This is a genomic window from Brevundimonas sp. UBA7506 (assembly GCF_002479495.1).
Taxonomy (GTDB): domain Bacteria; phylum Pseudomonadota; class Alphaproteobacteria; order Caulobacterales; family Caulobacteraceae; genus Brevundimonas.
The window spans coordinates 912318-929319 of the sequence record NZ_DLNQ01000005.1; the positions used below are offsets into that span (position 1 = coordinate 912318).

Below are 17002 nucleotides of genomic sequence, written 5' to 3' on the forward strand. Positions count from 1 at the left end.
CTGCGACAGGAGGCGTTGAAGGCCATGATGATCAGAACCGCGGGCGGCCCCGGACTGGTGAGCCCGATAGACTTTTCCGAGCGTAAGAAGCCGATTCCGCGCTGGATGTGGGCGGCGATCGGGGCATCCGCCCTGGTCCACGTCGGCGCCGGGGTGTGGCTCTACAATCAACGGTTCGAGCTGGCGGAGATTCCGGCGATCGAGGATGGGCCGACCACCGTCATCGACATCCTGCCCATGCCCAAGCCGCCGGAACCTCTGGTCGCGCCCAAGGTTCCGCCGGCGCCGACGCCGCCGATCCATCGGGCGGAAAACATCATCTCGTCCCAAGTGCCGCCTCTGGTGGTTCCCATCGCCCCGGTCACCTCGCTGGACGCCGGGCCGGTCATCAACCTGACCGCGCCCGCCAGCGAGCCATCGACCGGAACCGCGGTTGCGGCCGAACCGGTCCGATCGCCGCCGGTCATCACCAACCCCGACTGGGTGCGCAAACCGACGGCGGAACAGATGATGCGAGCCTATCCCTCAGCGGCCGAGGCGCGGGGCGTCAGCGGCGTCGCCAACCTGTCCTGTCTGGTGAGGGTCGACGGGAGCCTGACCGACTGTTCGGTGACATCCGAGACGCCCGGCAACCAGGGCTTCGGACGCGCCGCCATGGGCCTGACCCGCTACTTCCGTCTCAGTCCGCGCACGGTGGACGGTCAGGCCGTCGACGGGGCCCGCGTCAGCATGGCCATTCGCTTCAACCTGCCCGAGTAGGACTGCCCTCGAAGGCTAGATGAAGCGACGGGGGGCGAGGGTCGGTTCTTTCGAGGACCGGCCCTCGACTTCGTCCGCCACCACGCCGGCGACCAGCGGCCCCACCAGCCAGCCGTTGCGGCGCGGCCCGACCGCCAGATGCAGCCCGTCCTCGACCGCCCCCGCCATCGGCAGGCCGTCCGGCGTCGCGCCGCGCACGCCCGCGCGCCATTCGATCTGAAGCGGACGCGGCGTCTGGCCCAGCACGGCCCAGGCCGCGTCGAGCATCTGTGCGCAGCGTTCGGGATCCGGCGTCAGCGACCGCTCGCCCGCCTCCATGGTCGCCCCGATGACGCTGCCGGTTCCCATAGGCGCGACATAGGCGCCGGGACCGCGCACGACGTGGTCGACCAGCCGCTCGCTCACCAGACCGATCTGCCCCCGAATGGGCGAGATCAGGCCCAGCAGACGCGCTACGGTTTCAGGCAGGCCGTCCGGCGCCGCCCCCGCCCCGGTCGCCAGCACGACCTGATCCGCCTCGACCGCCCCAGCCGTCGTCTCGACGCGCCAACGCCCGTTCGACCGCGATAGGGCCGTCGCGCGGCCTTCCAGCGTCCGCACGTCCTGGGTTAGCGCCGCCAGGGCCTGAGCCGGCTCGACCTTCCAGTCCTCTTGCGTAATCAGCCGCCCCGCATCGCGGTCGTAGACGTGTTCAAAGCCCAAGGAGGCCAATCGTCCGGCCAACACCTCGACGTTCCCACCCCGCCATTCGGCCAGATCGCGGTCCAGCCGAACACTGGTCGCCGCCGCGAAGTCTGGCCAGGCGTCGCGGGCGCGGCGCAGCAGGGCGGCGTGCTCGGGGCTCAGGTCATCGACGGCGCTTTCCATCGCCGGGGCGATCATCCCCGCCGCGACACCCGAGGCGTTCAGCCCGCCGGGATCGACCACCGTCACCGCATGGCCGCGCCGGACCAGTTCCGCCGCCGTGCACAGGCCCAGAACGCCCGCGCCGACCACCAGGATGTCTTGAGAATTGAAAAGGGGCACGGGCTGTCCTTCGACCTCCCGCGCCCCGATTTCAACCCGGCTTTTGTCTTACTCGGCCGCGAGCTTGGCGGCGCGGGCCTCTTCCAGACGCTTGGTCAGGGCCGCGTGCTGGCCCCACAGAGCCTTGGGCAGGCGATCGCCGAACTTCTCGTAGAAGGCGGGGATCAGGGCCGCTTCCTCGGTCCAGACGTCGGCGTCGACGTCCAACAGGATCTTCAGGTCGGCGTCCGACAGGCTCAGGCTCGACAGGTCCAGCGCCGCCTTGGTCGGCACGCGGCCGACCGGGGTGTCCACGGCCTCGGCCTTGCCGTCCAGACGCTCGACGATCCACTTCAGCACGCGGGCGTTGTCGCCAAAGCCCGGCCAGACAAACTTGCCGTCCTCGTTCTTGCGGAACCAGTTGACGAAGAAGAGGCGCGGCAGCTTCGAGGCGTCGGCCTTCTCGCCCACCTTCAGCCAGTGGCCGAAGTAGTCGCCCATGTTGTAGCCGCAGAAGGGCAGCATGGCGAAGGGATCGCGGCGCAGTTCGCCGACCTTGTTCTCGGCGGCGGCGGTGCCTTCCGAGGCCACGGTCGAGCCCATGAAGACGCCGTGCTCCCAGTCGAAGGCTTCCGTCACCAGCGGCACGGCCGAGGCGCGGCGGCCGCCGAACAGGATGGCGTCGATCGGCACGCCCGCCGGGTCTTCCCACTCGGGCGCGATGGCCGGGCACTGGCCGGCGGGCGCTGCAAAGCGGGCGTTGGGGTGAGCGGCGGGCTCGCCCGAGGCCGGGTCATGCGGCTGACCCTTCCAGTTGGCCAGGCCTGCGGGCGCTTCCTTGGTCAGGCCTTCCCACCAGACGTCGCCGTCAGCAGTCAGGGCGACGTTGGTGAAGATGGTGTTCTTCGCCAGGGTCTCGAGCGCGTTCTGATTGGTGTTGCGGCTGGTGCCCGGCGCCACGCCGAAGAAGCCCGCTTCCGGGTTCACGGCGTACAGACGACCATCGTCGCCGAAACGCATCCAGGCGATGTCGTCGCCGACCGTCTCGGCCTTCCAGCCGTCCAGCGCCGGTTGCAGCATGGCCAGGTTGGTCTTGCCGCAGGCGCTCGGGAAGGCGGCGGCCACGTATTTGGACACGCCCTCGGGGCTGGTCAGCTTGAGGATCAGCATGTGCTCGGCCAGCCAGCCCTCGTCGCGGGCCATGATCGAGGCGATGCGCAGGGCGTAGCACTTCTTGCCCAGCAGGGCGTTGCCGCCGTAGCCCGAGCCGTAGGACCAGATTTCGCGAGTCTCGGGGAAGTGGACGATCCACTTGTCGTCGTTGCAGGGCCACGGCACGTCGGCTTGACCTTCAGCCAGCGGCGCGCCCAGGGTGTGGACGGCGGGCACGAAGACGCCGTCGGCGCCCAGCATGTCCAGCGCGCCCTTGCCCATGCGGGTCATGACGCCCATCGACACGGCGACATAGCCGCTGTCGGTGATCTCGACGCCCAGGGCGGAGATCTTGGAGCCCAGCGGGCCCATGCAGAACGGCACCACATACATGGTGCGGCCCTTCATGCAGCCGTCGAACAGGCCGTCCAGGCGATCGCGCATCTCGATCGGATCGGACCAGTTGTTGGTCGGACCGGCGTCGGCCTCGTCTTCCGAGCAGATGAAGGTGCGGCTCTCGACGCGAGCCACGTCCTTGGGGTCCGAGGCGGCGTAGTAGCAGCCGGGGCGCTTGGACTGATCCAGTTCCCTCAGCGTGCCCTTGCCGATCAGGTCGGCGATGATGGCCGATTTTTCGGCCTCGGATCCATCGCACCAATGCACCCGGTCCGGCTTGGTCAGGGCCGCAATCTGCTCGACCCAGGCGATCAGGCCCTTGTGGGCGGTGGGCGCCGGATAGAGTCCGGGAATCGATACGTCTGCAGTCACAGTAATGGTCTCCTGAACCGTGCCGCCCGACGATCTGACGCCGTCGTGACGAGTCGGGCGCCGATCACGCCCTGTTACAGGGCGCAATGCCACCGGAGACGACGTAAGGTCAACCGTTGCTGCAATTCACTCTTGTCGGAATAAATTTGCTGCGTCGCAGCAAGTTTTCCGGTCGCGACAGACGACTAGCGGCGATATCACGGACCGATGCGAACCATGGACACCCTGACCGCCCTGCCCGACGGCGCGCTGGCCTCGCCAGCCTCGGTTCGCAACGCCGAGCCCATCCTGAAGTTGTTGCGCGCCCATCTGCCCAAAAGCGGACGCGTGCTCGAGATCGCCGCCGGGTCCGGCCAGCACGCCCTGACGTTTTCCAACGCCCTGCCCGGCCTGGAATGGACCCCCAGCGATCCCAGCCCGGACGCCCGCGCCAGCATCGCCGCCTGGGCCGCTCAGGCTGGGGCCCCAAACCTGCAAACGCCGCTGGCGCTGGACTGCATGGACCAAACGAGCTGGCCCGAGGGTCAGTTCGAGGCGGTCCTGTGCATCAACATGATCCACATCAGTCCATGGGCCGCGACCGAAGGCTTGATGAAGCTGGCGGAGCGCGCCCTGCCCCGCCCCGGCGGCCTGCTGTATCTCTATGGGGCCTATCGAGAGGCCGAGATCCCGCTGACGCCGTCGAACGAGGCGTTTGACGCCAATCTGAAGGCCCGCGATCCAGCCTGGGGCCTGCGTGACCGGGACGAGGTCGTCGCTCTGGCCCGATCGCATGGCCTGACGCTGACGCTGCGGACGGAAATGCCCGCCAACAACATCAGCCTTCTGTTCAGACGAACCTAGTCAGGCGCGCGATCAGGAAATCGTCGCCACCACCGCCGACAGTTCGGCGCGCTCGTTGATCAGCGCGACCTTGCCGCCCTGGAAGACGGCGCCCGGCGCATCCGCCGCCACGCCGAAGGCTTCAGCCGCCAGGGCCACGCCGTCAGCAAAGGCCAGCACCGGCATGCCCTGAGCCTTGGCCAGACCCAGCAGCGCCTTGACCTGAACCAGGCCAGCCTCGTCCGCCTCGCCGCCCGGCACGACCACGCCCTTGACCCGTCCGCTGGTGATGTCGTCCGCCGTGGCGGTGGCCAGAACGGGCACGCCGCCGCTGATCAGGCTGGCGTCGCCGGTGGAGATCGGCGCCAGGGACACGCCGTCAAAGCGCAGCGCTGTCTCCATGTCGCCCAAAGGACCGAAATCCATGCCCTTGCGCATGATCAGGCCCACGCGCAGACGCACGGGGGCGGGTCGGTTGAAGCCCTGACGAGGGCGTGAAGCGGTCGAGCTGTTGCGTTGAGCGGACAAGACGTCTCCTTCAAAGGTTGTCGTTCAATATTCGATCACCCGCTCGGAACCGATTGGGTGAAATGGCCCTGAAGACAAACTGAAAACGCAAATCGCCGCGTCACGGCGCGGCCGAACGCGATCTGGATCAGTTTTAAAGGGTGACTGAGCATATAGGCCCGTTGCGCTGAGCGTCAATGTCATAGCGGGACCACTTGATCTCAGCGATATTTAGAAAAGCGCTGCGAAATCTTTCCGCACATCCGTCGCCTGACGCCTTGCCTGCCCTGGCCCCGGCCTTCTACAGAGCGGCATCTTCGAGGACCGACGCCATGGCTTTCACACGCACCTATGACGGCCCCGAGCCCGTCCGCATCAACAAGTGGCTGGGGCAGAGCGGCGTCTGCTCTCGTCGCGAGGCCGACGGACTGATCGCGGAGGGCCTGGTCAGCATCGACGGCGAGGTCGTCACCGACGCCGGCCGCAAGATCGAGCCGGGCCAGACCCTGACCCTGAGCGACAAGGGCGAGGCCGCGCTGGCCTCGGGCGTCACCATTCTGATCCACAAGCCGATCGGCTATGTCTCGGGCCAGCCCGAACCGGACAAGATCCCCGCCGTGCGTCTGCTGACCGAGGCCAACCGCGTCGGCGAGGGCGTAGTCCCGGCGGAAGACGCCTCCCTGCCCCCGATCGGCCGACTGGACGAGGATTCGCGCGGCCTGCTGATGCTGTCGTCGGACGGCGTGGTCGCCAAGGCCGTGATCGGGCCGCAGTCAAACCTGGACAAGGAATACCTGGTCCGCGTCGCCGGCGACGTGACCGAGAAGAAGCTGGCCCTGCTGCGCCGCGGCCTGATGCTGGACGGACGGGTGTTGAAATACGCCAAGGTCTCGCGCATGGAGCAGAACCGCCTGCGCTTCATCCTGACCGAAGGCCGCAACCGCCAGATCCGCCGCATGTGCGAGATGGTGGATCTGGAGGTCACGGACCTGCTGCGCATCCGCGTCGGTCCGATCCGGCTGGACAACCTGCCCGAGGGCAAGTGGCGGATGATCACGCCCGAGGAACGCGACGCCCTGATCAGCGGCGCGATGGGCTGAGGTCAGTCGGCGACGATCCCGGCCAGCCGGGTCAGTTCCGATACATGGGCGGCGAAGGCCGTCTTGCCGTCCGGGGTCAGCGCCAGCCAGGTGCGCTGACGCCCCCCCGCCGCCGCCTTGCGGACCTTGAGATAGCCCGCCTCCTCCAGTTGCTTCACGTGCTTGGACAGGACGGAGTCCGACACGGCGATGGCGTCGCGCACCGTGGCGAACTCCACCTCGTCGGCGACCGACAGCATGGCGCAGATCTGCAGACGGCCTGGCGCGTGAATGACAGCGTCAAAGACAGGCGCTCTCACGGCATGCTCCGAACATCGATGCGATATAGCCGCATCCAAACCCGCATGCCGATCACGCCCAGACAGGCGGCGACGGCGCCGTTCAGTAAGGGAACCCAGGCCAGTCCCTGCATGCGCCCAGCCCAGATACTGAGCAACATAAGCCCGACCAGGACCACCCCTAGCCCGATCGCGGCCCAACGTGCGCGCTTGGGACTGTAACCATTGACCCAGACGCCGGTGTGGGCCTGCCATTTCCGCATGATGATCACCAGGATGGTGATCGCCACGGTCACGCAGACGATGCTGATCGGCGTTGGAAACCCCTGCCCGGCCACCAGCAAGGCGCAGGAAGCCGCATAACCGGCATCATACCACCACGGCCAATATTCCATTTTTCCAAGAGCTTGCTCTCGGCCTTCGAGAACGAGTGCGAGCGCCTCCTGGGGCGTCTGTTCCACGGGCATTGCGATCCTCCATCACTTTCCAGATAGGAAAATGATGCTGACTTTCCATACCGTCAAGTCATAAGTTTCCAGGTTGGAAAATTAAGACCGCAACGCCTCGAACCACCGCTGCAACAGGGTCGCCTCGGCGCGGTGGGCGTCGATGCGGGCGGCGGCTTCCTCGTCCACGCCCCAGCGCTCTTCCGTGAAGGCCTCGTCCAGACGCGACAGGTCCAGCGCCGCCGCGCCGGAAAGCGCTCCGCGCTGCACGGCCAGCCCGAGCACCGCCGAACCGAACAGCGGCACCGCTGTCGCCAGGCCGGTCAGGGCGTGGTCGTCCATCTCCAGCGCCAGCGCCTTGACCCGCTCCAGCGCCTCGGGGGCCTGAGGCCGGTGGACAATGCCCTCGGCGGTGTGCAGGACCACGTCCAACTCGCGCGCCGCCCAGTCGCGCCACGGCCCCCATTCGGCCTGCTGGCGCTCGATCAGGTTCGCCGGATGTTCGGCCAGGTAGCAGATGACGTCCGACCCGGCGTAGGCGGCGATCTCGGCGGCTACCGGCTCGCGCGTCTGGCTGACCCGGTCGATAGCGGTCGAAGCCAGACGGGTAGCGGGCATGGTCCCCGGCTCTACGAACTCGCCTTGCGCCGCCCATTCGTCCGCGACCAGTTGCGCGGCGGCCTCGGTCGGCAGAGTCAGGGTGTTTCCCGCCGGGGTCTTGGGCGTCCGCCCGTCCAGACGCACGGTCCAGCCGGCGTCGCCTCTGGTCACATCAACGGCTTTCCAGAAGCGTTTGACGCGCTCCTCGGACTCGCGAAAGCCCTTGCGGGCGGCGACGTTGGGATCAAGCGGGGGGATGTGGGACATGGGACAGTCTTCTAGGCGGCGATTGCGGTAGAGGCGAAGCGATCCAGCGCCGCCTCCAGGTCAGGACAGTCGACGGCGACGTGATGCGCGCCCGCCGCGACCTGTTCCTCATGCGTATGGAAGCCCCAGCCGACGCCCAGCGGATGCGCGCCGGCGTTCAGCGCCATCAGGATGTCATGGCTGGTGTCGCCGATCATGACGGTCGAGGCGGCGTCTGCCCCGCAAGCGGTCATGGCGGCGAACAGCATGGCCGGATCGGGCTTGCCCGGACCGTCGGCGGCGCAATGGCTGGACAAGAACAGTTGGCTCCATTCCAGACGCGCCAGGTTGCGGGCCACGCCACGCCGGTTCTGCCCCGTCGCCAGCGACAGGCGCCAGCCGTCGCGCTTCAGACGGCGCAGGGTGTCCATGACCCCGGGATAGAGGGGCTCCTCGTGCCCGGCGTCGTACATGGCGCGGAAGCTGGCCTGAAAAGCCGCGACGAAATCGGCCAGCTCCGCCAGCGTCAGATCGGGCTCCAGCACGTGCAACGCCTTGTCCAGCGACAGGCCGACGATCTGCCGCACGCGATCATAGGAGGGTTCGGGCAGGCCCAGGACCCTCGCCGCCTCGCACGAGGCCCGATGGATCGAGGCCCGACTGTCCACCAAGGTGCCGTCGATGTCGAAAACAGCGAGCGGGCGCATCATGCGGGAACCACGTCAAAGGCGATGGTCAGGCGCGTCTCGTCGCCGGTGAAAGGCACGGTCCCGTGCCACATATAGGAGGGAAACAGCACCAGCTTGCCCGGCTCCGGCTTCTCGAAATGCTCAGGCGGCGTGGAAGCGGCACAGTCGAACGGCGGCGCGCCGAAGCCGATCCAGCCCTCGCGCCCGCCCGCGTCGACGGCGGCTGGCAGGTCGATATAGCAGGCCGAGGACAGCCAGCCCTCGGGGTGGACGTGGGGCGCATGGTACCCGTTCGGCGCCAGTTGCACCGACCAGCAGCCCGACAGGCGATAGGCGCCCGTATTGCGTCGCCGCAGAGGATCGTCGCCGGCGCCGAGGCGCGCGATATAGCCTTTGATCGGGCCGTCGATGGCGACGAAGAAGGCCTGAATGGCCGGATCGTCGCTGGATCGCAAATCAACCGGTGTTTGGGTGCCGTGCCGCAGGCTCTGCCCCACGGGATGGGTCTTGAGCGTATGCAGACGACGCAGGGCGACCGCGAGATCCTTCAGGTAGGCGGTCAGGTCGCTCCAGCCCTCGGGCGTGTCGATCGTCGCGCCCTGCACGAAGGCGTCATAGTCGTTCAGCCGTGCGCCGCCGGTCACGCCCGCCAGCCGCTCATATGTGGCCTGCAGCGACAACCAGTTCTGATCGTCCGCCGCCCTGACGGTTTGCGCAAGCAAGGCCGCGACGTGATCCAGCTCTCCGCGCGCCAGGCGGATCTCGGCCAGCTTCAGCACGACGACGGGGTGACCCGGCGCCCCGGCTACGGCCGCCTCGGCGTATTGCAAGGCCAGGTCCAGATCGAATGAAAGGGCCGCACTAGCCGCGGCCAGATCGATCCCGGCGTCCCTCGCCCCGCCCTCGACCAGAGCGCTCAGGACTTCGCGCGGCGTCGAGCCCATATACTCCATCAACAGGGCCATCAGGCGACGAAGCCCGCTGTCGCGCGACGCCCGGTCCAGTTCCTCGCGAACGGGGCTCAGAGCCAGGGCGGCGTCCGCCGTTCGCATCCAGATCAGTTGCGCCAGTTCGCGAAGGGCCTCGGCATAGGCCGGTCGACGCGCGACCGCCTGACGATAGGCCTGTTCCGCGTCGTCATGCCTCTCCTGCCCGGCCAGCGCGCGGGCCATCACCAGCCAGGTCTCCGGAGCATTCCCGCCCTTTGCGAAGGCGCGACGGACCGCGGCCTCGGCCTCGGCATATCTGCGCATGTCGCCCAGAAGCGCCGCCAGGTTATGCTCCGACACGCTGCTGGCCGGCCTGGCCTCGACCTGAGCGACGCGCAGGGCCAGAGCTTCGTCCAGCCGTCCCAACCGCTTGAGCAGATCGGCCTGCATCGGCCGGGTCTCCGCCGCGTCCGGCCCCGCCTGCAAAGCCGCCAGGGCTTCGTCGAGGCGTCCGGCCGCGATCAGCCCGTCGATGGCCGCTCGATCCGGGTTGGGACGACCGTCGTGGCTCATCGCTGGCGCTTGACCCCTTCGAACGGGTCGACCTCGCTCTCGTCCTCGGAGAAGCCGAAGTGGGCGAAGCCGGCCTTCATCTCGGGGCTGAGCGGCGCCTCGACGATCAGCTTGCCGCCGCGCGGATGGTCCAGTTCGATACGGCGAGCGTGAAGCTGCAGCTTCAGCACGCCGGACAGTTCGCGCGACTTCTCGTCGCCGTACTTGGGATCGCCCAGGATGGGGTGGCCGATGGCTGCCATGTGTGCGCGCAGCTGGTGCGTCCGGCCGGTGAAGGGGCGCAGGGCCATCCAGGCGGCGCGGTGGGCGGCGCGGCTGATGGTGGCGAAGGCGGTTTCGGCCGGCTCGCCCTTGGGGTCCTTGGGATCGGCCGGGCGCATCATCTCGAAGTCGTTGATGCCGGTCTTCTTCAGCGCCATGTCGATCTGACCGGCCGAGGGCTTGGGGTTGCCGATGACGATGGCCCAATAGGTCTTCTTGGCCTGACGGCGGGCGAAGGCGCCGGCCAGACGCTTGGCCGCCTCCGGCCCCTTGCCCAGCAGCAGGACGCCCGAGGTGTCGCGGTCCAGGCGATGGACCAGACGCGGACGGTCCATCCCCTCGCCCCAGGCCGACAGCAGGCGGTCGACGTGCTTGGTCGTCTTGGTGCCGCCCTGCACGGCCAGGCCGTGCGGCTTGTTCAGGGCGATGACCATGTCGTCTTCATAGAGAACCAGCGACTTGGCGTAGGCCACGTCGCGTTCGCTCAGTTCATGCAGATCGCCGGGCTTGCGCGGATTGGCGTCGGGCAGAGGCGGCACACGCACGGCGGCGCCGGCGGTCAGGCGGTCCTGCGGCTTGACCCGCGATCCGTCGACGCGGATCTGGCCGCTGCGGGCCATCTTCTCGACCTGGATATGGGTCAGGTGCGGCCAGCGGCGCTTGAACCAACGGTCCAGGCGGATGTCGTGCTCGTCTTCGGCGACATAGAGGGTCTGGACTTCGCGGCTCATGCGCCCACTCCGGTAAACAGTTTGCGCGCGATCATCAGGCCGACGAACAGGGCGGCGATGGAAAGAACCACCGAACCCGCCACATAGACGAAAGCCGTGGCCAGTTCACGGCGTTCGATCATCAAGGCGACTTCCAGCGAAAAGGCCGAGAAGGTGGTGAAGCCCCCCAGCACGCCGACGGCGGCGAACAGACGGATGCTCTCCTGCCCCGCGCCCGCCTTCAGCGCCAGCCAGCCGGCCAGCAGCCCCATCAGCAGGCCGCCGACGATGTTGGCGGCGAAGGTGCCCCAAGGCCAAGCCGCGCCGGGCGCCAGTCGCCCGACCGTCAGGCCCAGCCCATAACGGGCCACAGCCCCCAGGGCGCCGCCCATGGCGACAAGGAGAAATTGCGTCATGCCGGGCTTGTACACCGACCGACCCGCTTTGGCGAAGGCGCTGTCCTGAAAGGAAAAAGGCGGCGGATCGAAATCCGCCGCCCTCTCTCTTGGTCGTGATGGCCGGGCTTAGAAGCGCGCGGTCAGACCGACGTAGTAGCGACGGCCGAGCACGTCGTAGGTCGACGGGTCGGTGTTCGCCTGAACGCCCGGAGCGTAGGTCCGGGGATCCTCGTCCGTCAGGTTGTTCACGCCCGCACGCAGGACGACGGCGTCGTTCAGGGTCCAGGAGCCGTTCAGGTCGAAGTAGTGCAGCGGCTCCAGCACCGTCGTGGTGCCGAACTGGGTCATTTCACCCACCCGGCGCCAACGCACGCCCGCGCCGAACGAACCCATCTGCCAGTTCAGCGACGACAGCATCTTCCACTCGGGGAAGGTATTGCCGAAGACGCTGTCGATCGTGCCCGTGCGGTTGATGAACGGACCACCGGCGGTGTCTTGGCGCTCCCAGGTGTCCAGCCAGCCGACCACGACGTTGGCGTTCAGCGAACCCCAATCCGGCAGACCGGCGTCGGCCAGCTGCACGTTCCAGTCGAACTGGGCGTCGATGCCCGAGGTTTTCAGCGTGGCCAGGTTTTGGTTCAGCTCGCGCGCCTGCGTCACGTTGCCGGTCAGCGAGTCACGAATGAACAGCTGGCAGTAGCTGTTGGTCGGATCGTAGTTCGGGTTCTGACCCTGGGCGTTGTAGCAACCTTGCAGCTGGGCCGAGGCGCCCACGGTGCCGATCACATCGGTGATTTCGATGTTGTAGTAGTCGATCGAAGCCGAGAAGCCCGACAGCAGCGGATGCTGGAAGCGCGACTGATAGATGGCGCCGACCGACCAGGTGTCGGCGGTTTCTTCCTGCAGGTTGACGTTGCCGCCGGTGATGCCCGTGGCCTGGTTGTTGCCGAACTGGTAGCTGTCGACAGCGTTAGCCGAAATGCCCTGAGCGATGCAGAGCGCCCGGACCTTGGCCGCGTTCGGACCATTGCGGTAGCTGCTGCGGATATCGCAGGGGTCGCCCGACAGACCGGTCGCCGACGGGGTGCCGATCGACGGGAAGCTGGTGTTGGTCGGTGCGAACAGCTCGCCGATCGAAGGCGCACGCACGGCGCGGTTGGCGCCGCCGCGGAAGCGCAGACCGTCGATGACCTGCCATTCGAAATCAGCCTTGTAGGCCGAAACGCCGCCGATCGAGCTGTAGTCCGAATAACGAGCGCCCAGCGTGAGGTCGAACTGCTGCACGAACGGCAGATCCGACAGCAGAGGCAGCAGGACTTCGGCGAACAGTTCCTTGGAGTTCGTGTCGCCGTTCAGAGCCTGCGAGGCGTTAAAGCCCGCGATTTCCGAACCGCCGTTGGAACCACCGTCGGGACGCGGCACGACCGTATTGGTTTGGGCCAGCGAGGCGTCGGGGCGGAAGGCGTAGTTGTCCTGGCGGTATTGCACGCCGAAGGCGCCGCGCGCTTCGCCGGCCGGCAGGGTGAACAGAGGCCCTTGGAGCGAGGCTTCAACGACGGTTTGCTCGGAGATGGTCGTGTTCTGACCGGCCCGCGAGATGTAGTTGACGCAGGATGCCGACAGGTTGGACTCGCCGAACGGGTTGAAGCCGCCTTCGCAGAGGCTGCGGCCGCCGTCAGGCGCGTCCAGCAGACGCTGCACGGCCGAACGCGACACGTTGCCGAGCTGGGTGGTGGTGTTGTCCACGCGGCCGTACTGCGCATAGACGTCATAGGTCCATTCGCTGTCCGGGATATCGCCACGGACGCCAGTCGTCAGCTGATAGACGTTGTAGCGGTCATTGCCGATACGGCCGCCGACTTCCGTGAAGCGCTTGTTCAGCAGGAAGGAGCCGTTCGGGTTCGGGCGCGCGTTCAGGAACGAGCGCAGCGTCGCGCCGATGAACGGGTTGGTCGTCGGGATACGGAAGCCGGTGCTGGGGACGTTGCCGGCGGCCGGCGTCGCCGCCAGTTCCTGCTGCGCCGTGTACTGGGTGAACAGCAGGCTCGAATAGACTTCGGCGGCGTCGTTGAGCTTGTAACGACCGCCGGCATAGGCGCTCCAGCGATCCAGCGGCAGTTGCAGCGAGTTCAGGGCGCCGGTGTTAAAGGCGTAGGTGCCCACGCCCGGTTGAGCGAAGCCATCATAAGTGATGCCGCCCGGGCTCTTGAAGTTGCGGGTCAGAACATAGCTGAACAGCGAGCCGTCGTTGTTGAAGCCGAACTGGCCCGAGTTGCCGACGCAGGGCGCCGACGGGTTGGACGAGGTCGCGCAGACGGTCGGCGTGCCGAAGTAGGTGTTGATGAAGGCCTGGGTCGGCAGGTTGTTCGAGTCGAAGGTCGTCGAACCCAGCGGGGTGGTGCCCGAAGCGCCCGAGACGGCCGCCCAGTCGCGGGCGCCGTTGTAGATCTGCGCGCGGGTCGAGCGACCGATCGACAGCACCATGTTGCCTCGGTCGTCGGCGAAGTTGCCGCCGACGGTCAGCGAGTAGCTTTCCGTGATGCCGTCGCTACGGTCGGTTTCGCCGTACTGGGCGTCGATCTGAACGCCTTCGAAGCTGTCGTTCAGGATGAAGTTGGCCACGCCGGCCAGAGCGTCGGAGCCGTAAGCGGCCGAAGCGCCGCCCGAGATGACTTCGATGTTCTTGATCAGGGCGGTGGGCAGGATGTTGATGTCGACCACGCCGGTGGCGTTGGACGGCACGACGCGACGGCCGTTCATCAGCACCAGGGTGCGCGAGGTGCCGAGACCGCGCAGGTTCAGGTTGGCCTGACCGCCGTTGGACGGGTTGTTCGACGTCGAGCTGACCGACGGCACGAACTGCGGCATGTCGTTCAGCAGGCTGTCGATCGTCACCGAGCCCGTGGCCTGGAAGTCCTGAGCGTCGACCGTGACGATCGGGCTCGTCGACTGATAGTCCTGACGGGCAATCCGCGAGCCGGTGACGACGATCTCGCCCACCTGGGTCGCCTGTTCATCCTGGGCCTGCGACTGGGCCATGGCCGGCGCGGCAAAGCCCGCCAGCGCAATGCCCGCGATCATCGTCGTGGCCAGCAACCGTTCACGTTTGTTGGTCAATTTTTAAAACCCTCTCCTGGCGTTCGGCAACAAAGCAGAGGACCTTTTCCTCGCTTCCGCCCCCGCATCCTGACGCGAGACAAATCTTAGATTCGCCCGCCAATCCCCTACCGATTACGCCATGGCGTCCAATTTACGACACAAAATTACTGAGCCGTAAGATTAAGTTGTCCCATATGTCGCAAACTAGCCACGCTTTGACGAAGCACGCCGCCAGGCAACACCGCCTCAGATTTAACGAAATGACAAAAGAGTTTCCGAACATGAACGCTGTTCACGGAAGAATTATTGCAAGTTTGTGCGCAATGTCGGCGATGTGCACCTTTGCAAATCAGAGTTACGCGAACGCAGATCCGGCCCCAAAGGCGGCACAGATGCAGCAGCTTCTCGACTGCAGGCGCATCGAGGATCGCAGCACCCGTGTCGACTGTTACGACGCAGCGGCGGCATCGCTCGACGCCGCCGAACGCCAGGGCGAAATCGTCGTCGTCGAGCGTGAGCGCGTCATAGAAGCCAGGCGCGCCGTATTCGGCTTCAGCCTGCCCGCCTTCCCCAGCAGCCTTCTCGGGGGAGAAACGGAAGCCCTGAACGAGGTCGAAACGTCGCTGGAGCGCGCCAGCCATGTGGCGGGCCAAGGATGGACCTTCCATCTGGCGGACGGGTCGGTCTGGCGTCAGATCGACACGACCCCGCTCCAGTTCCGCGCGCGCGCCGGCCTGCCCATCAAGATCCGCCGCGCCGCCATGGGCAGCTACCTGCTGAAGGTCGCTGATTACCCCGCGGTGCGTGCCAAGAGACAGTAGCGGCAAAGAAATATGCATTTCTAGAACAGTAGAGGCAGAGTGGTCGCCCTGTACGCTCTAGCTAGTCGGCCGCTCTAGAGCCTTGATCTGATCGCGTCCTGAACCCGACGCGCATCATAGGCGTCGGGACGATCCGGCTTGGCGCCCCGGCTCATGACGATCTCCAGCGTGGTGGAGGTCGGCTGCGGCCCGCTTAGGTCAAAGCCGAGGCCCACGCCGACGCCCGAAGTCGACCAGCCGCCATAGCGGCCCGAGCCCGCGCCGATCGAGACGCTGGGGCGCACGCCGCCGGCGCTGTCAGGGCGGCCGTCGATCCAACGCTGCGTCACCTCGAACCAGTCATAGCCCTGATCGACGGTCAGTTGCGCCGCGCGGAACAGGGCGCGGTCCGCCACTGGGCCGGGCGCGCCGACGCCGTTGTAGGTGACACGGAAGCGGTTGGTTTCAATCTGCTGCTCGCTGAAGCCCTGGCCTCGCCCAGACTGCTGCGGACCATAGGGGGCCAGGCTGGCGCAGGCGCTCAGCGCCAGGGCGGAGGCTGCGATCAGGCCGAAGGTCAGACGTTTCATGCGAAATCTCCCTGCCCGATTAGCGTCGAGCCTGCCGGGATGTTCCGCCGCGAAGCTGAACAGAGACTGAACCGGCTAGAGCCCCGCCGCCGCCTTCAGGGCCATGAAATCTTCGGGCAAGGGCGCCTCCAGCGTCACGCGCTCGCCGCCCTCAGGGTGCGGGAAGGACAGTTTGGCGGCGTGCAGCATCAGACGCGAAGCCCCACGACCGGCGAAGGTCAGAGCCCCGCCGTAGCGCACGTCGCCGACCAGAGGCCGGCCGATCGAGGCCATATGGACCCGCAGCTGGTGCATCCGTCCCGTCTCGGGCGCCAGTTCGACCAGGGCGCCGTCTTCGCTGGAGGCCAGGGTGCGATAGCCGCTGACGGCGCCCTGCGCGCCCGGGGCATCGAACTCGACCACCCGCATATAGCTCTCGCGCCCGATCTCCTCACGGCGCAGGGCGGCGGTGATGCGGCCCGACTTCGGCTCAGGAGCGGCCGACACCAGGGCCAGATAGGTCTTCTGGAACCGGCGCATTTGCATGGCCTTGCCCAGGAACCCGGCAGCGGGCTTGGTCTTGGCCGCCAGGATGACGCCCGAGGTGTCGCGGTCCAACCGATGCACCAGTTCGGGCCGCTTGCCGTTCGAGCGCGCGAAGGCCCACAAAAGGTCGTCCAGGGTATGGGCCTGGATGCGCCCGCCCTGGCTCGACAGGCCCGAGGGCTTGTTGAAGGCGATGATGTGCGCGTCCTCGTGGATGACCCACGAACGGACGGCGGCGATGTCTTCTTCGGTCAGGGAAGCGGGCTGGCGGGTTTTCACCCGCCGAGCCTTTAGCGGAGGACGGCCTTCTTCGCCATGGCCGAGGCGTACCACAGCAACAGGGCCGCGATCCCGACGATGACGAAGGGCATCCACGCCATCATGGCCAACTGGGGCGGCAGGGCCGGCGGCGGGTTGATGAACTTGGAATAGACCAGGCTGACCACCGCCCCCAGCAACGACAGAGCGAAGGCGTGCACCGCCCAGCGGCTGCGCGACAACAGCAGCAGCGACCCGATCACCGCGCCCCAGACGCCCAGCGTCCACGGCACATACATCCAAGTCGGCATGGCGTTGAAATAGGCGATCATGTTGTCGCCGAAACCGGATTCGCGCATATAGGCTTCGCCGCGCGTCGTGGTCTGGATGAAGTCGTATCCGCCATAGCCGCTCCACAGCAGCGACAGCAGGCCCACAAGCCACAGATGCCAGGGCGTCGCTTGACGCCTCGCAATATCGATCATCA

The 17002-nt window shown here is 66.9% G+C and carries 18 protein-coding genes; 4 read left to right on the forward strand and 14 right to left on the reverse strand.

Annotation, left to right across the window (positions count from 1 at the left end; genetic code table 11):
- The first annotated feature begins 24 nt into the window (after window positions 1-24).
- A complete protein-coding gene (locus B3K53_RS06385; RefSeq protein WP_292083300.1) occupies window positions 25-759 on the forward strand; it encodes a TonB family protein in 735 nt (244 codons plus the stop codon).
- A gap of 15 nt (window positions 760-774) precedes the next feature.
- Here B3K53_RS06385 and B3K53_RS06390 read toward each other — a convergent pair whose 3' ends face one another.
- Together B3K53_RS06390 and B3K53_RS06395 are read right to left on the reverse strand one after the other, a co-directional pair.
- The gene (locus tag B3K53_RS06390; RefSeq protein ID WP_292083301.1) at window positions 775-1785 is read right to left on the reverse strand and encodes an NAD(P)/FAD-dependent oxidoreductase; all 1011 of its coding nucleotides are present in this window, start codon (window positions 1783-1785) and stop codon (window positions 775-777) included.
- 48 nt (window positions 1786-1833) lie between these two features.
- Window positions 1834-3684 carry a phosphoenolpyruvate carboxykinase (GTP) gene (locus B3K53_RS06395; RefSeq protein ID WP_292083304.1) on the reverse strand — a complete coding sequence of 617 codons (1851 nt, stop codon included), beginning with the start codon at window positions 3682-3684 and terminating at the stop codon, window positions 1834-1836.
- A gap of 216 nt (window positions 3685-3900) precedes the next feature.
- Here B3K53_RS06395 and B3K53_RS06400 point away from each other — a divergent pair, with 216 nt between their 5' ends.
- Window positions 3901-4527 carry a DUF938 domain-containing protein gene (locus B3K53_RS06400; protein WP_292083305.1) on the forward strand — a complete coding sequence of 209 codons (627 nt, stop codon included), beginning with the start codon at window positions 3901-3903 and terminating at the stop codon, window positions 4525-4527.
- A 12-nt stretch (window positions 4528-4539) separates the two neighbouring features.
- Here the strand turns inward: B3K53_RS06400 and B3K53_RS06405 are convergent, their stop codons facing one another.
- Entirely contained in the window at window positions 4540-5034 is a 495-nt protein-coding gene (locus tag B3K53_RS06405) for a hypothetical protein (protein ID WP_292083306.1), read from the reverse strand.
- A 311-nt stretch (window positions 5035-5345) separates the two neighbouring features.
- Between B3K53_RS06405 and B3K53_RS06410 the strand changes: the two genes are divergently transcribed.
- Complete coding sequence (locus tag B3K53_RS06410; RefSeq protein ID WP_292083307.1) at window positions 5346-6113, forward strand: pseudouridine synthase; 768 nt, start codon at window positions 5346-5348, stop codon at window positions 6111-6113.
- A 2-nt stretch (window positions 6114-6115) separates the two neighbouring features.
- Here the strand turns inward: B3K53_RS06410 and B3K53_RS06415 are convergent, their stop codons facing one another.
- The 8 genes from B3K53_RS06415 to B3K53_RS06450 form a co-directional block, all read right to left on the reverse strand.
- Complete coding sequence (locus B3K53_RS06415; RefSeq protein ID WP_292083308.1) at window positions 6116-6412, reverse strand: winged helix-turn-helix domain-containing protein; 297 nt, start codon at window positions 6410-6412, stop codon at window positions 6116-6118.
- Window positions 6409-6858 (reverse strand): hypothetical protein, encoded by a 450-nt coding sequence (locus B3K53_RS06420; RefSeq protein WP_292083309.1) that lies wholly within the window; start codon window positions 6856-6858, stop codon window positions 6409-6411. Before B3K53_RS06420 ends, B3K53_RS06415 begins: the two co-directional genes overlap by 4 nt.
- An 81-nt stretch (window positions 6859-6939) precedes the next feature.
- Entirely contained in the window at window positions 6940-7704 is a 765-nt protein-coding gene (locus B3K53_RS06425) for an ATP12 family chaperone protein (RefSeq protein WP_292083310.1), read from the reverse strand.
- Window positions 7705-7715: 11 nt separating this feature from the next.
- A complete protein-coding gene (locus B3K53_RS06430) occupies window positions 7716-8393 on the reverse strand; it encodes an HAD-IA family hydrolase (protein WP_292083312.1) in 678 nt (225 codons plus the stop codon).
- Entirely contained in the window at window positions 8390-9874 is a 1485-nt protein-coding gene (locus tag B3K53_RS06435; protein ID WP_292083313.1) for a putative 2OG-Fe(II) oxygenase, read from the reverse strand. The genes B3K53_RS06430 and B3K53_RS06435 overlap by 4 nt, the downstream gene beginning before the upstream one ends.
- Entirely contained in the window at window positions 9871-10866 is a 996-nt protein-coding gene (locus B3K53_RS06440; protein WP_292083314.1) for an RluA family pseudouridine synthase, read from the reverse strand. The genes B3K53_RS06435 and B3K53_RS06440 overlap by 4 nt, the downstream gene beginning before the upstream one ends.
- The gene (gene crcB, locus B3K53_RS06445; RefSeq protein WP_292083315.1) at window positions 10863-11261 is read right to left on the reverse strand and encodes a fluoride efflux transporter CrcB; all 399 of its coding nucleotides are present in this window, start codon (window positions 11259-11261) and stop codon (window positions 10863-10865) included. Before crcB ends, B3K53_RS06440 begins: the two co-directional genes overlap by 4 nt.
- Window positions 11262-11369: 108 nt before the next feature.
- Window positions 11370-14360: a TonB-dependent receptor plug domain-containing protein gene (locus tag B3K53_RS06450; RefSeq protein ID WP_313412985.1), complete on the reverse strand. Its 2991-nt coding sequence runs from the start codon at window positions 14358-14360 to the stop codon at window positions 11370-11372.
- A gap of 263 nt (window positions 14361-14623) precedes the next feature.
- Between B3K53_RS06450 and B3K53_RS06455 the strand changes: the two genes are divergently transcribed.
- Complete coding sequence (locus tag B3K53_RS06455) at window positions 14624-15163, forward strand: hypothetical protein (protein ID WP_292083316.1); 540 nt, start codon at window positions 14624-14626, stop codon at window positions 15161-15163.
- A 74-nt stretch (window positions 15164-15237) separates the two neighbouring features.
- Here B3K53_RS06455 and B3K53_RS06460 read toward each other — a convergent pair whose 3' ends face one another.
- The 3 genes from B3K53_RS06460 to B3K53_RS06470 all read right to left on the reverse strand — a co-directional run bounded on the left by B3K53_RS06460 (window position 15238) and on the right by B3K53_RS06470 (window position 17000).
- On the reverse strand, window positions 15238-15732 hold the full coding sequence (locus B3K53_RS06460; protein ID WP_292083317.1) for a CC0125/CC1285 family lipoprotein: 495 nt from the start codon (window positions 15730-15732) through the stop codon (window positions 15238-15240).
- 75 nt (window positions 15733-15807) lie between these two features.
- Entirely contained in the window at window positions 15808-16536 is a 729-nt protein-coding gene (locus B3K53_RS06465) for an RluA family pseudouridine synthase (protein ID WP_292083318.1), read from the reverse strand.
- A gap of 11 nt (window positions 16537-16547) precedes the next feature.
- Entirely contained in the window at window positions 16548-17000 is a 453-nt protein-coding gene (locus tag B3K53_RS06470) for a hypothetical protein (RefSeq protein ID WP_292083320.1), read from the reverse strand.
- Window positions 17001-17002 lie beyond the last annotated feature (2 nt).